The following is a 14,549-nucleotide window of genomic DNA, read 5'->3' on the forward strand; positions in this document are numbered from 1 at the left end:
GTGTTATTTCGGTTGAGGGTAGTATTAAATAGAAGCAGAAGTTAAAGCAATGCCCGCCTTATCATAGGGATAGTAATAAATGATCGCTTCGATAGACTTTAGGATTTGGGACGAGTTGCTGCAACGCTACGTTGACGATTTCGGCCGCGTCAATTATCGGGGCTGGAAAGCTGAGGGGGCGGATGTTTTGAGGGCGTGGCTGGAAAGTTTGGCGGATTTGGATTTGGCGGATTGTACTGATGCGGATGCGCGGCTGGCGTTGTGGCTGAATGCGTACAATGCGATCGCAATTTCTCAAGTTCTGGAAGTATATCCGATCGCGTCGATCCGTCCCAAAGTTTTGGGAATTCCTAACTGGCTGAGTTTTTTGGATTTTTTCACTCGTTCAAATACGATTATTGGCGGCAAAAAGTACAGTCTCAATCAAATCGAACACGCAATTTTGCGGCCGGAATTTGCGGAACCGCGCATCCATTTTGCATTAGTTTGCGCTTCAGTCGGATGCCCGCTGCTGCGCCGCGGGGCTTATTTCCCGGAGTCGGTACGGACTCAACTAGAAGCGGATGCGAGCCGTTTTATTCACAATCCTGATAAGGTGCGATATGATGCCGAGAAAAAGACGCTTTATTTGAGCAAGATTTTTAAGTGGTACGAGGAGGATTTTGTAAAGGCGGCGGGTTCGGTGGCTGAGTATGTGGGCGGTTATTTGGGGCCGGAGGCGGCTGTCGGCGATGGATGGGCGATCGTTTTTTTGCCCTATGACTGGAATTTGAATCGGGTTGAAGGATAAAATTTGCGCCTATGGGTAGGTGTTTTTTTGAGGGGGTAATTTCTTTCGGCTGTATCAGTTGCGTAGTATGGGTTTAAGGCTCTTTATGAAAACTCCGACCCAAATGCTGTATTGCTTGCTGTGAAAGGTTTTGAGGTTTGTTGAAAATTTTGCCTCTTAACAGGTCGGTATTGAAATGGTACTTTTAGTACAGACGCAAACGAACCTTGAAAACTAAATACAGTAAGAGTTTCAGAAACCTACTGTGGCAATAAACCTAAATCCCTATCAGGGATTGAAACGCGGAAACAGAATGCGCTTAAACTAATTAGCACTGCGTTGCAATTAACCTAACTCCCTATCAGGGATTGAAACTTTGGAATATCCGAGGCTGCTGTCTCTCGGTGGTTTAAGTTGCAATTAGCCTAACTCCCTATCAGGGATTGAAACAATTTGCCCAGTAAATTTGATACGTCGTACTGTTGTTGCAATCAACCTAAATCCCTATCAGGGATTGAAACCTGAGCGACAAACCCTATTTTATTTGCCAAGTTTTCTGTTGCAATCAACCTAAATCCCTATCAGGGATTGAAACCTTCATGAACATATTAATAAGTTCATCAAGCGTGAGTTGTGTTGCAATCAACCTAAATCCCTATCAGGGATTGAAACTTATGAAGTAGTTGTGTATGTACAACCGTTCAATTATGTTGCAATCAACCTAAATCCCTATCAGGGATTGAAAATCTATATAATTAAAACAAGGAATGCGCGCGCGTGTTGCAGTCAACCTAAATCCCTATCAGGGATGAAAACATAGCCTTAATCAAGTTGAGGGTGGAGATTTTCACTAATCGGTAGGTGGTTAGATGAATGCTAACCAATTAGCTATTGATCCGCCCTTAAACCTCTCCACTCAAAATCTGTTGAACCGTCAAACTTAGCTGTGGAAACATCGGAGATACGATCGCCCCTCCATCCCGAAATACCCCAACCTCAACATATTGCCCATCCTCAAGCCGCAAAACCGTCACAACTTGTTCAATTGGATCGATAACCCAATACTCTGCAATGCCCCGCGCTGCGTACTGAGCTCGTTTGCGTTGGCGAAGCCCTCGAAGAGGATCGTAATCCCGATCGCTGCCCACTCTACCCCGACTGACTACCTCCACAACAAACCGAGGAGGCAACATATCGAAAGTGATAGTTAGCCTGTTTGCTGTCAGCGGAATGTGTTCAGGTTCCAGAATTATCAAATCGGGGTAGCGGTTGGCGGCATCTCCCGATCGCAAAACGGCAACTTGAACCTCGCAATTATGTGTTTTAATCAGTCTAAGTGGCACTAGCCCGCTGCTAGCCAGATAGAAAAATAGATAGTTAGCAATGAAATTATTAGGTTCAGATTCTGGCGGCAAAGCGATCAACTCCCCATCAATTAACTCATAGCGTTGATCCGTATCATTTGAGTAATTAAGGTACTCGTCAAAAGTTAATTTTTTAGATTGAGCTTGTACCATAAAATTACCTTCCTTAATTTATTCGTCCCTTGCTGCTGAGAGTTTGTTTGTATAGAAACGGTTTCAACCGCCGAAGGATCTCAATCAAATCTGCTGTGCAAGTTCAGCAGGTGTCCCAGCCTCCATCGACAATCAACCCACAAGTGACATATTAAAAACTATCACAGTTCAAATCCTCTGGAATATAAACAATGATTTCAGATAAATTTCGACGGGAGTTGCGCGAACAAGCCAAACTCTGGCAAGCAGAAGGACTCATCGATACTTCATTCTACCAACAACTTTCGGAACGCTACCAATTCAACACACTCGAAACTGCCTCCCGCAACCGCTTCCTCAGCATTCTCATCAGTCTCGGCGGCATTCTCCTCGGTATAGGAGTCATCACCTTTGTAGCCGCAAACTGGCAAGTTTGGTCGCGAGAAGTGAGAGTTGGGCTGCTGCTAAGTCTTTTCGTAGCAGTCAATGCGGCGGGTTTCTATCTGTGGCGCATTCCCCCATCCCGAAGCAAAAACTCCAATCTCAATTTGCCCCTAACAATAGGGCGAAACAAACTCCTAGGTGAAGGATTGTTGCTGTTAGGAGCTCTGATTTTAGGAGCAAATATGGCTTTGATGGCACAAATGTTTCACATTGGCGGTTCTTCCTACGGACTTTACCTCACTTGGGGAATCGGCGTGCTCGCAATGGCTTACAGTTTACGGTTGACTTCGTTGGGCGTTTTGTCCGCACTTTTAGTCGGTTTAGGCTATTGGCTTGCCGTGTTAGATTGGTCTTCCAAAGTCGAGTTTTCTTGGCTAGAAGTTTTGGTGCGGCAAATGCCGATCGCAGCCAGTATAATGTTTGTGCCGCTGGCTTATTGGTGTCGATCGCGTGCTATTTTTGCCATAAGTGCGATCGCGATAATTTTTTCCCTACAAGTTTCTATCGTCCAAGGGTTAAATCCAACCTGGGGTGCAGCAATTTTTTGCGCCCTACCGCCCGCTTTGCTGTGGGGATACGACGATGCAATGTGGCCGAAGGTAAACAGCAGGCTGTTTCAACCTACCGCCCGCAGTTTAGCACTGCTGTTTCTCGCCGGTGTATTTTATGTTCTTTGTTTCTACGGGTTTTGGCAAGATTCGCCGACTCCTGCGCCAACTGAGCTCGATTGGGTTTTGCTGGCAAATGTGGCTGTTTTGGGCGGTTTCACAGTGTTTGAGTGGCTGCGTTTGGGACGTTTGGAACTGCGGCGACCAAAACAAAAAGCAGTGGATTTGACTACAAGTGCGATCGGCATTTTCATCCTCGCCAGCGCCTTAATACCGCTTTTTCACCTCAATTTTACTCCCATTCCTCCATTAGCGACCTTTCTGTTCAATGTTTTATCATTTCTGCTTGCTGTCGGCTTAATCCGAGAAGGTTTAGCATTAGGAAACCGCAAGACTTTTTGGGGAGGCATGGTATTAATCACCCTGCAAATTCTCAGCCGAGTATTTGAATATAACACAGGATTGTTGCTCAAATCTTTTGTCTTTGTTTTGTGCGGAATTGGCGTAATTGCTGCGGGTTTGTGGTTCGAGCGCCACTTCGCAAAAATCCCCGATGAATAGAAATTATTCATCTCTCTCTTCTCTAACTCAGCGCCCTCTGCGTTCTCTGCGGTTTGATCGTTCCGAAACAACCGTAAACAATATAACCCATACCTAATATGAACACAAACAACATTGACTTATTAGTTGAAAATCCAGATACAACAAATGCGTTTCAGCTTCCCCCGGAAGCAAAACGCCTTCCCGCGTGGCGGCTGTGGGTTCCTTTACTCTTGCAAATCGGACTAATTGCCGCCGTACCCGCCACCGCCGTTTACACTTTTATTACTGGCAAAACAGTTGTCCTGCAAACAGCACCAGTAGACCCTTACGACTTTTTGCGCGGATATTACCAAGTGTTGAGCTATGATATTTCCGATCGCACAAATCTCCAAAAACTCCCCGGCTGGAAAGATTTACCTGCCGAAAAAACACCTTGTCCGCCCGGAGTTGCTTGTCCACAAAATACGCAAAATGTCAAGCCACAAACCAGTTTTTATGTAATCTTAGAAGCGCCAAAAACCGCGACTAATCCCGGCCGGCCCCAAGCTTGGAAACCCGTCCGCGTGAGTCTAGAAAATCCCACCAATTTGCCCGCCAATCAAATCGCAATTAAGGGCAAATATAACGGTTGGCAGATGGAATACGGCTTAGAAACTTATTATATGCCAGAGGATGAAAGGGAAAAAGTCAATCAGGAGATTAGCGAAGCTCAAAGGAAGCAGCGACAATCTTTTTTGGTAGAAGTAAAGGTTGACAAAACAGGCCATGCTGTGCCTGTGAGTTTGTGGGTGCGCGATCGCAATTATCGATTTTAGCCAAAAAGGGCAAAAGGTCGATCGGTCTTTTGGTCTTGTTTTGAGTATTTTGGCTGAGGGATGGGGCGGAGGTTGGGCGATTCCCTACCGCAACGGGCTCGCAGGCGCGATCGGGATAGCTTCGCTCGCGCAGACATTTCAATTGCCGATAACCCAAGAGAATCTATTAAGATATATAAGACTTGTGCAAATCTTGCCAATTCAAGGGCGCAAGTCATGACTCTACTGGAGCTTCTCATGTTAGCCGAGCTAATCTCTGCCAGACGAATACTCAAGACCAAACTCCTCGACTTCTTAGGACTTCCCGAAAATTGCCAAGACCAAACCGATCATCTCGTCAACCGAATTGTATCCCTGCTAGAAGCAAATCCAGCCGAACAAGAAAGATTTTGGGAGACATTCAAAAGTGAATTAGCCGTCGATCCCGTTGAATTAGAAGCAATACTCAAGTGTTCGCCAGCAGAACGCCAGCAGTGGATTGAACAAGACAAACTCCCTATTTTAGAATACCGCTCTTTCCGCAAATCAGGAATCCATTTAGAATATCCCGTTCACGACAGAAGATTCATCTTAAGTCTAACGCCAACCGATATTAATAATTGGCGCAAAGAACCCAAAGGGCTGATTAAAAATAATCACCAAATACCCACCCCAATCAATACAGAAAAGCCAGAAGAAAACGAACAATCGCGATTAGCTTTTAGTTCAGCTTGGGAAAAAATCATTGCCGACTGGAAAGAACAAGGTTCGGCGGAAATTTCAGCAACCTTCCAGCTAGCTTACTGGACAGTTTGGGCGTCGCGCTGGGCCAAAGAAAATCAGCTCAACAGCTTTAAAGCAATTAAATATAAGGAAGTCTACGAAACTCACCAGCAGGAATGGTACCAGCGAAAAAATCAAGCAGTCAAGTTACTGATTGAAATGCCTTACGCCATGCTTTACTTCTACCGTCCGGCGGATGCTGACAAATTATATCTCGAACTGTGCGACGACCACCAGGAAATGATGAAAGATGGCTACTATTGGGACAAGTGGGATTTTTTCTATCAGAACCGCAAATTGGTAAATAAGTGCCGCGAATGCGTGTACTCAGAAACCAAAGATTATTACTCGCTTTACTATCTCGAAATCAAAAGCGACAAGTTTCCCGATTTTAGTTTTTCTTTCCACACGCCGTACCCAATCGGCAGAAAATTTTTGCCGCATCCAGAAACGCTGCCTTATGTAGACCACGTAGAGCAGGACGGCATTTTTCGCTTTGGCCGCCCGCTGCTGGAACAAGAGAAAGCTATTCACACAGAAAAGGATGTATTGCTCAAGTTTGAGGCGGCTTTGGCAGAAGCAAAAAAGTTTGTTTAGTTATGAGTCATGAGTCATTAGTAGACTTATTGCCGAGTTTTTTTAGTGATAGGTAAACCGCATATAAACCCAGATAAACGCGATGCTTGTCCCGATTGTTTACAAGAAAAGGCAATTGTGTCTACCAATGATTGTTGACAAATAATATCAAATTTGTTACGCTCGTAATTGTTCAAATATCTCTTCTATTTATCTGCGTGAATCAGCGTCAATTCATTGTCATCTGCAGTGAATACATTTTCTTTTTTTTCCCGCAGATGAGGGCAGATAAAAACAGATTAACGCAGATTAATTAGATCAATTCCGGTTGCACCCTCGGTGATTGTTGACGGTTGACTGGATTTGACGCCCGACGATGCTACCGGATTTGATATGACTTTTGAACTTGGATTACTTGAGTGCTGCCGCCAGCATAAAGTTTGGGTGGTTGAGTTTCTTCGGAATTGTACGATCGCAATCCCACCTCTGCCAACAAACTCCCCAATTCAGTTTCAGTCTCAAACAACCACAAAAATACAGCCAACCCTCGCCTAAATACGGGATTTGTATGCCGATGAAAATCTACCAAAATGAATAGACCACCGGGCTTGATCACGCGGTATACTTCCTGAAAGATTTGTCGCAATTGCGCCCGTTGCATTTCGTGCATCGCAACGCTGCTGTGTACTTCGGTCAAACTGACAGTCGGCAAAAGCTTCTAAATAATAATTGGCTGATGGTACATTTTTCCTTGCCCGTTGTGACCCAAACGAGGATGGCCGCCTACGCTCAAAGCAGCCAGACGCGCGATCGCAATCCTAGAGACACTGATACCGATAACTTAAATCTCTAAAAATTGTTGCCATAGTCAAAATTATGTATACCTTGCTATCGACTTAAGATATTATTAAGTTATATGATAAAGATAAGTAACAGAACTGAGACGATGGGAGAGCTGTAACCGCTATGGGTCGTGTGGGAGTATTGCTATTAAACTTGGGCGGGCCAGATCAAATCGAGGATGTCCGTCCTTTCCTGTTCAACTTGTTTGCTGACCCGGAAATCATTCGCATTCCGTTTCCGTGGATGCAAAAACCGCTCGCCTGGTTGATTTCGACCCTGCGCTTTCAAAAATCCCAGGAAAACTACCGCCAAATCGGGGGCGGCTCTCCTTTGCGGCGAATTACCGAGGAACAAGCCCTAGCCCTGCAAGAACTCTTGCAAGAAAAGGGACAGGATGCTCGAGTATACGTGGGGATGCGCTACTGGCATCCTTTTACCGAAGAGGCGATCGCCAAAATTAAGCGCGATCGCATTGAACATTTGACAATCTTGCCGCTGTATCCTCAATTTTCCATCAGCACCAGCGGTTCTAGCTTCCGGCAGCTAGAAGAAATGTGGGGCAAAGATCCTGCCCTCAAGGATATACAATATACCGCGATTCCTTCTTGGTATCAGCGGCCTGGTTACATTCAGGCAATGTCGGAACTGATAGCCCAACAACTAGACCACAATCCGAATCCCGATCGAGTTCACATCTTTTTCAGCGCCCACGGCGTCCCCCTCAGCTACGTAGAAGAGGCTGGAGACCCCTATCAGCGCGAGATTGAAGATTGCACTCGTCTGATTATGGAACATTTGAATCGATTGAACGAACACACTCTAGCTTATCAAAGTCGGGTTGGCCCAGTGGAATGGCTCAAGCCTTACACCGAAGACGCCATTACCGAATTGGCAGAGAATGGAGTCCAAGATTTGTTGGTAGTTCCAATTAGTTTTGTTTCCGAACACATCGAGACTCTGCAAGAAATTGACATGGAGTATCGAGAATTAGCAGAAGAATCGGGGATTAAAAATTTCTACCGAGTGCCCGCCCTGAATACTCATCCGGTGTTTATTGAAGCCTTGGCCGATTTAGTCATCGAGTCGATCGAATCTCCCAGCGTTAAATTCTCTGATGTTATACGCCCTTCCAAGATAGTGAAAATGTACCCTCAAGAGCAGTGGGAGTGGGGTTTGACCACGGGGGCGGAAGTCTGGAACGGTCGTGTGGCGATGATTGGTTTTGTGGCACTATTGCTGGAGTTAATTACGGGTCAGGGCCCGCTACACTCGATCGGATTGCTTTAAATTGCCAGTTGACAGTTGACAGTTGACTGTTGACTGTTGACTGTTGTTACACATGACTAATGATATCCAATCCGTTGGGATCGGAATTATTCATCTCTCTCTTCTCTTCCTCAGCGCCCTCTGCGGTCTCTGCGGTTAAATCATTCCGAAACAACCGTAAACGATATGACTAATCACCAATAACTAATCACTAATTAATCAGGATCGCGCTTGCCGCGGCGGGGATTTCCCCTATCGCCCGGTGTTCCCTGACTTTTGTACCAGCGATACCACTCTTTAGAACTGCGAATTGCCAGCCACAGCAGCATCATCGCCACTAACCCTCCCTGCCGTGGTGCGTCAAAGGCAAACAAAACCAAGGAAATGCACAGAACATCTTGGAGGAAAATCACCCAAATCGGCAAACCCCGCAGCCGGTAAAACCATCCTGCTTGTACCAGTTGCAGCACTAAAGCCAACAAACCTCCGACAATACCAATTATCCACAGCATCCAAGGGTGAGCAATAATTTCGTCGATCGAACTTACTTGAGCGATCGAAATTCCCATAATTGCTCCTACAATAGGGCTGAAAATAATTTGCACAATTTGCAGTACGCGCTGTCCTACAAAGGTTTTAGAAGCAAATAACTCTAACAGCGACCAACTCACCAAGATGGTGATAGCCACCTGGGGGGGAACCCCCGACAATAGAGGTATTTCCGACCAAAGTTTGTCAATCCGCAACAAACCAATTAACAGCAGGGGCAGGGCAATTCTCATACCCCCTGCCGCAGACCCAGAGAGTGCGGCTAGGAGTCCAACCATAATAATAATTCAGTTTCTAACGTCAGCTACAGCCTCGATCTATTTCAGAATTTAATTCCCCTGATGGCTGCCAGTGATTTGAGCGATCGAACTCAAATTGCGGCTTGAGCTTAAATATCACCCTCTATTGTAAGTGTATCTGCTTAATCGCTGCTTGGCACTGCGATATTGTCGAGCGACACAAGGCAGTTTGTGAAGAGTTGACCCTTGACAGTTGACAGCATTCAACCAGGATTGTGATTAAATTAGCTTAAGCACTCGAAGCCTTCTTCTCTCTGACAACAGTCAACACTCAACTAACTTCTTATGTCTGAATCATTATTTGCCGATGCCAGCCGCCGATTAGAACGAGCCTTAAAATATGTGTCCCTTTCTGAGGATACGATCGAAAGGCTGAAACACCCCAAATCCAGTTTAATTGTATCGATTCCCGTGCGGATGGATGACGGTTCCCTGCGAATTTTTCAAGGTTATCGGGTGCGCTACGACAATACCAGAGGCCCGTCTAAAGGAGGAGTGCGCTATCATCCGGGAGTATCCCTTGATGAAGTGCAATCCTTAGCATTTTGGATGACTTTTAAATGTGCAGTTTTGAACTTGCCTTTTGGAGGAGCCAAGGGCGGAATTACTCTCAATCCCAAGGAATTGTCCAAACTGGAATTGGAACGGTTGAGCCGGGGCTATGTGGATGCGATCGCAGATTTCATCGGCCCCGATGTCGATATTCCCGCGCCGGATGTGTACACCAATCCCATGATTATGGGTTGGATGATGGATCAGTACAATATTATTAAGCGTCAGCTTTCTCCAGCGGTGGTGACTGGAAAACCAGTGACAATTGGCGGCAGTTTGGGCAGAGATACGGCAACAGCAATGGGTGCTTTTTTTGTAGTAGAAACTATCTTACCCAAATTTGAGCTAAATCCTCAAGATACGACTGTAGCAGTACAAGGTTTTGGCAATGCAGGTGCCGAAATAGCTGAACTGCTGTGGAAAGCAGGTTACAAAGTTGTTGCTGTCAGCGATTCCCAAGGGGGAATTTATGCTAAACAAGGGCTGGATATCCCCAGTATTCGAGGCTTTAAAGACTCTAACAAAGGTATCAAAGCCCTTTACTGCGAAGGTTCTGTTTGCAATATTATCGAACACGAAATCTTGACTAATGAGCAACTTTTAGCATTAGATGTAGACGTGCTGGTTCCAGCCGCTTTGGAGAATCAAATAACAGAAGCCAATGTTAATGATGTTAAGGCTAAGTTTATTTTTGAAGTAGCTAACGGGCCGATTGATTCTGCTGCTGACTTGATTTTAGAAGCGAGGGGAATTCAGGTAATCCCTGATATTTTAGTCAATGCCGGAGGCGTAACGGTTAGTTATTTTGAGTGGGTGCAAAACCGCAGCGGACTTTATTGGACGCTGGAGGAGGTCAATCAGCGGTTGAAGCATAAAATGGTCGAAGAAACTGAGGCAATTTGGAAAAAATCTCAGGAATTTTCAATTTCCATGAGAACTGCGGCTTACGTGTACGGGTTAAATCGACTCGGAGAAGCGATGAATGCGAAGGGAACGCGGGATTATTATGTGAACGGTTGAGAAAAGTGCGGTAAGATTGCCCGATCGGACAATCTTACCGCAGTTATTCGAGAAAAGCGCACTCTACGAACCGACTTCGCCAAACTTAGCTTTGAATTATTGGCGAATTTTAGGCATCCACGCAAGCTAGTGGCTATACGATCTCGCTTTTTGAGTAGGGCAAGAGAAAGGGCGATCATCCTTTTCTAAAACAATTTTTGCTGCCCATTAAGTCCAGAATTACCTAAATATATCTGCTTATAACCCTTGGGAATGTTAATCCAGCCCAAATCTTGCAGGCGATTTGTCAAATTTGATATTGTTATGCCAAGTTCATCAGCCATTGCATAGAGGTGAGGCCAGTTTTGTAAACAGGGTAAGCGCATCTCAAAGGCTATTGACAAGCGGGTTGAGAGGCATCATCATGGGGGAATAAACAAGCAGCGAGAATAGTCAGCATATAGTTATTATCCATAGCGGCGCGATTGGATTTTTGGCGATTACTACGTTGGCAAGATTGCTCCAGATTTAAAGCATTAAGAGCAATTCGTCGCAGCAAGGCTAAGTTTTGTGGCCCATGACCAGAGGAGCATAACACTTATGCGATGAGTACAAATACTCAAAAATACCCTACCCTCATTAGTCCATAATTAAATATGTTTACCACTCTCGCAAAATTATGAATCCAGAGAAACAAAGAAAGCTGCAAGAATATACCAGAGCAATTGCTGAGATTTTATATACAGAAGCTGAATCAGAACAACAGTTCACGCTCTAAAGTATAGAAAAAACTATTCAGACACAGCTTCAGCAGTATGTCAGTCCCGAAATTGCCGCTTTTTTTTAAGCAATCAACAGGAACAACTTCCGGCAGAACCAGAAAACTTACCAGTACATTAGGGATACTAAAAATCAGTGAAAAACAAGCTAAAATACTCGGAGTTAAGCCCTGCACAAGAATTAGTCCACATTTGGAACAATGTTGTCTGAGATTAAGTGCCAATATGTCCTACGAGCAAACGGCAGTAGATTTAGAATACATCACCGGTGTCCAAACCAATGCCATGTCACAACGCCCGATTAGTCCATCGGCAAGAGTTTCAGTTGCCGATAGTCACAGAACTCATTGAAGAATTATGTGTAGATGGAGGAAAAGTTAGATTAAGAACTGCACAGGGACTAGAATGTATCTACAAAGACTATAAAGCAATGCACACCAACAGCGGATTAATCGCGGTTTATCAAGATAACATTGGGCTGATTAATTGGGTCAACAGTCAACCCATCGCTAAGATTGTAACCTGTCGCTTGAGATGGACATGATGGAATTTGGAATATTATCGCTTTAGTCGCCCCAAATCGACAACGCCGAGAAATCCTTGACTGGTATCATCTGATTGAAAATCTGAATAAGGTTGGCGGTTCACAACGAACAATCAATGAAGCCCAAGCTTATTTATGGATGGGACAGGTAGAAAAAGCGAAACAACTTTTTGCAAATCTGGCAAAAAAAACCGCACATAATTTCTGCGTATATCTCAACAAACACGCCTGCACGCATCGTTAATTACCACTATTATCAGTCAAATAAGAGTAACTGCTCACCGCAACTGCGTTGCGGTATCGCCAATGATGGGTCATATAGCGATCGCAAATGATTTGTAAATCACAAATCATGTATAATAATGAGGACGTAAATCTCAGTAGGAGTTGAAATGTCCCAAAAGAAATCGGCATAAAAATTTGTGGAGCATGAAGTCCAAGCTTTATTGGAACTCGAAAATTTTATTGCCAGCAATCCCGACCCAAGAGAACTTAAAAGAGCTGCTTCTATCCGCATGTTAATTGAAGGGGTCCGCCGCGAAACTATTCAAAAGATATTGGGAGTATCATCTCCATTTATCAGTAAGTGGAAAATCAATTATGCGTTGCAGGGAATTGAAGGGTTGCGCTTAAATCATCACGGTTCGCGGGGACAACTTAAGCCAGAAGAACGAGCGGAAGTCATCCAATGGTTAACCAATAAAAACCAGTGGGATTTATCCGAATTATCAAATCATATAGCCGAGCGGTATCAGATTCAATTTCAATCAAAAGCTAGCTACTATCAACTCTTTAAATCAGCGGGAATTAGCTGGAAAAAATCTCAAAAAAAGAATCCAAAGCGTGATGAAGAACTCGTCAAAAAAAAGCACCAAGAAATTTGTGAGATTCTGGAAGAACACCGCTCGGCTATAGAGTCGAGAAAGCTTGTGGTGTATTTGATTGATGAGTGTCATCTCCTGTGGGGAGATGTCTGTGGCTATCTTTGGGGAAGGCGCAACGAGAGAATAGAAATACCCCTGCTGAATGAGAGAAAAAAACAAACTTATTATGGAGCCGTAAATTATTTAACAAAACAGTTTGTTCTGCGAGAATATGCAACGGCAAATTCTGAGAAGACAATCGCTTTCTTAAAAGACTTACAATATTTAAATCCCGAAGCCAGACATTTGATTATTTGGGAGGGAGCGAGCTATCATAAATATAAAGAAATGAAAGCTTACCTAGAAGAAATTAATCAAGGTAAGGAGCGGGATGAATGGCCTTTAACTTGTGTCCTGTTTGCTACCAATGCTCCGGAGCAGAATCCAGTCGAAGATATTTGGCTTCATGCCAAGACTTGGGTGAGAAAATTTGGGAAGCGGCTCTGTTATGAATGCCTTGGTAAAATGGTTTTTCAATTTTACTATACAGTCACAAAGCTTTGACTTTCTCAAGTTACACAAATTTGGTATTTTTGAACCAACACTCAATGGAACTGCTGCTCGATCAAACCCTTAATTCATTTACGAATGATTTGCGATCGCTATATAGGGGATATTTGGTATTTTATTCATGAGTATAACGCCAGTTTATCTATCAATTAAAACCCTTAATTTTCCTTGCTATGCAGGACTACCTAAAATCTAAAATCTAAAATCATTCTTGACCATCGGCATGAGTAGCCTGTACTTTAGCCCCCGCGACAACTTCGCCCCGAAAGGCGGCTGACTGTCCGGGCGCAAGAGTAACTGGTTCAGCGTAGATAAATCCGTTATCAATTAAATTGCCTGATTCGTCCAAAACTTCATAATTGACTTTGACATTTTTGATTATTTTGCAGCCTTGATTAAGCACTTGACCGCTGAAAAAATTGCCGTCATAATTAGTCGCCGCAATAGACACTTTTGCAGCGAGGTTGGAACCCGGAATACAAGTTTGGGAATTTCCCGATGCTGGCTGTTTCTCGCATAACTTGCCTAAGTCTACTGTTTTGCCGTCGGGGGTTTTCATGTAGCAAAACGGCTCGTCAATTTCGGAGTTTTGGGCAATTGTATGTGTAGAGTATGTAATCAAAGGGCGAGCTGATATTGGGGACATTAGCAAAATCGATAAAGCTACTGTTAAATGTAAATAAATCATGCTTTTTTCGGCAATTTATGAAATTATTCTACAATGTAATGCAGCTAAAATTTAGGCTAGCATATCTATATGTATGGCGCGTCGCGCTCACGCTGCATTGTGCTATGATAAGACATCAAACTTTAGAAAGTAAAGTAAAGTCATTGTCGTTACTCAAGATAACCCACCACAAAAAATGTTAGAACTGATCGTGGTGTTCTTGAGCAGGAAAGGATGGCACTTGACCCCATCCCACGTTCTCAAAATTGTAGCGACTGCCGGCAAGCGGGCCGAGGTTGAGGGGAAAGTTTCGCCGCACACTGGCTAAGGCATTCTCCCGCCAGTCATGCATTGAATAGGGGCGTGCCCATCCACTTGGTGCAAGCAACATTGGGACACAGATCAATTGAGACGACGGGTCGCTATCTTCACGCGAACCCTACTGAGAGTAGCGGGTTGCATCTGCTGGTGTAGGACTAGGGCAAAGGATAACCTAAGTGTAGACCCAGCTAATTCCCTAACTGGGATGGCAAAAAGGGGTGTAATCAGGATAAGCGCTTAGTGCTACACAGCCTTGAAATGCTTGATTTGACGTAAATTGCACA

Annotated in this window: 13 protein-coding genes and 1 pseudogene; 9 read left to right on the top strand and 5 right to left on the bottom strand. The window is 44.3% G+C overall.

The window, feature by feature from the left end; all coding sequences use genetic code 11:
* Window positions 1-79: 79 nt before the first annotated feature.
* The gene (locus tag QUB25_RS07655) at window positions 80-790 is read left to right on the top strand and encodes a DUF547 domain-containing protein (protein ID WP_333182604.1); all 711 of its coding nucleotides are present in this window, start codon (window positions 80-82) and stop codon (window positions 788-790) included.
* Between the two features lie 881 nt (window positions 791-1,671).
* Here the strand turns inward: QUB25_RS07655 and QUB25_RS07660 are convergent.
* The gene (locus QUB25_RS07660; protein WP_333182605.1) at window positions 1,672-2,286 is read right to left on the bottom strand and encodes a Uma2 family endonuclease; all 615 of its coding nucleotides are present in this window, start codon (window positions 2,284-2,286) and stop codon (window positions 1,672-1,674) included.
* Window positions 2,287-2,477: 191 nt separating this feature from the next.
* Here QUB25_RS07660 and QUB25_RS07665 point away from each other — a divergent pair, with 191 nt between their 5' ends.
* The 3 genes from QUB25_RS07665 to QUB25_RS07675 all read left to right on the top strand — a co-directional run bounded on the left by QUB25_RS07665 (window position 2,478) and on the right by QUB25_RS07675 (window position 6,034).
* Complete coding sequence (locus tag QUB25_RS07665; protein WP_333182606.1) at window positions 2,478-3,878, top strand: DUF2157 domain-containing protein; 1,401 nt, start codon at window positions 2,478-2,480, stop codon at window positions 3,876-3,878.
* Between the two features lie 98 nt (window positions 3,879-3,976).
* Window positions 3,977-4,675 carry a GDYXXLXY domain-containing protein gene (locus QUB25_RS07670; protein WP_333182607.1) on the top strand — a complete coding sequence of 233 codons (699 nt, stop codon included), beginning with the start codon at window positions 3,977-3,979 and terminating at the stop codon, window positions 4,673-4,675.
* 237 nt (window positions 4,676-4,912) lie between these two features.
* Window positions 4,913-6,034: a hypothetical protein gene (locus QUB25_RS07675; RefSeq protein WP_333182608.1), complete on the top strand. Its 1,122-nt coding sequence runs from the start codon at window positions 4,913-4,915 to the stop codon at window positions 6,032-6,034.
* Window positions 6,035-6,392: 358 nt separating this feature from the next.
* Here QUB25_RS07675 and QUB25_RS07680 read toward each other — a convergent pair whose 3' ends face one another.
* Entirely contained in the window at window positions 6,393-6,725 is a 333-nt protein-coding gene (locus QUB25_RS07680) for a class I SAM-dependent methyltransferase (protein ID WP_333182609.1), read from the bottom strand.
* A 254-nt stretch (window positions 6,726-6,979) separates the two neighbouring features.
* On the opposite strand from QUB25_RS07680, the gene hemH reads away from it, so the two are divergent.
* Window positions 6,980-8,143, top strand: a complete 1,164-nt coding sequence (gene hemH, locus QUB25_RS07685; RefSeq protein ID WP_333182610.1) for a ferrochelatase — start codon at window positions 6,980-6,982, stop codon at window positions 8,141-8,143.
* 194 nt (window positions 8,144-8,337) lie between these two features.
* Here hemH and QUB25_RS07690 read toward each other — a convergent pair whose 3' ends face one another.
* The gene (locus tag QUB25_RS07690) at window positions 8,338-8,949 is read right to left on the bottom strand and encodes a DUF4126 domain-containing protein (RefSeq protein ID WP_333182611.1); all 612 of its coding nucleotides are present in this window, start codon (window positions 8,947-8,949) and stop codon (window positions 8,338-8,340) included.
* A 306-nt stretch (window positions 8,950-9,255) separates the two neighbouring features.
* Here QUB25_RS07690 and QUB25_RS07695 point away from each other — a divergent pair, with 306 nt between their 5' ends.
* The gene (locus tag QUB25_RS07695) at window positions 9,256-10,542 is read left to right on the top strand and encodes a Glu/Leu/Phe/Val dehydrogenase (protein WP_333182612.1); all 1,287 of its coding nucleotides are present in this window, start codon (window positions 9,256-9,258) and stop codon (window positions 10,540-10,542) included.
* 185 nt (window positions 10,543-10,727) lie between these two features.
* On the opposite strand, the pseudogene QUB25_RS07700 reads toward QUB25_RS07695, so the two are convergent.
* Window positions 10,728-10,892, bottom strand: a pseudogene (locus QUB25_RS07700) (ImmA/IrrE family metallo-endopeptidase); the annotation flags it as partial.
* 1,374 nt (window positions 10,893-12,266) lie between these two features.
* Here QUB25_RS07700 and QUB25_RS07705 point away from each other — a divergent pair.
* Window positions 12,267-13,344 (top strand): IS630 family transposase gene (locus tag QUB25_RS07705; RefSeq protein ID WP_333182613.1). Its coding sequence is split into 2 segments (ribosomal slippage): window positions 12,267-13,214 and window positions 13,216-13,344, totalling 1,077 coding nucleotides; the frame shifts between segments, so codons are not numbered across the junction.
* A 138-nt stretch (window positions 13,345-13,482) separates the two neighbouring features.
* Here the strand turns inward: QUB25_RS07705 and QUB25_RS07710 are convergent.
* Window positions 13,483-13,923 carry an FxLYD domain-containing protein gene (locus QUB25_RS07710; RefSeq protein WP_333182614.1) on the bottom strand — a complete coding sequence of 147 codons (441 nt, stop codon included), beginning with the start codon at window positions 13,921-13,923 and terminating at the stop codon, window positions 13,483-13,485.
* A 217-nt stretch (window positions 13,924-14,140) separates the two neighbouring features.
* Between QUB25_RS07710 and QUB25_RS07715 the strand changes: the two genes are divergently transcribed.
* Together QUB25_RS07715 and QUB25_RS07720 are read left to right on the top strand one after the other, a co-directional pair.
* Window positions 14,141-14,272 carry a hypothetical protein gene (locus QUB25_RS07715; protein ID WP_333182615.1) on the top strand — a complete coding sequence of 44 codons (132 nt, stop codon included), beginning with the start codon at window positions 14,141-14,143 and terminating at the stop codon, window positions 14,270-14,272.
* Window positions 14,273-14,307: 35 nt separating this feature from the next.
* On the top strand, window positions 14,308-14,418 hold the full coding sequence (locus QUB25_RS07720; protein ID WP_333182616.1) for a hypothetical protein: 111 nt from the start codon (window positions 14,308-14,310) through the stop codon (window positions 14,416-14,418).
* Window positions 14,419-14,549 lie beyond the last annotated feature (131 nt).

It is taken from the genome of Microcoleus sp. B3-D7, from assembly GCF_036705305.1.
In the GTDB taxonomy this organism is placed as follows: domain Bacteria; phylum Cyanobacteriota; class Cyanobacteriia; order Cyanobacteriales; family Microcoleaceae; genus Microcoleus.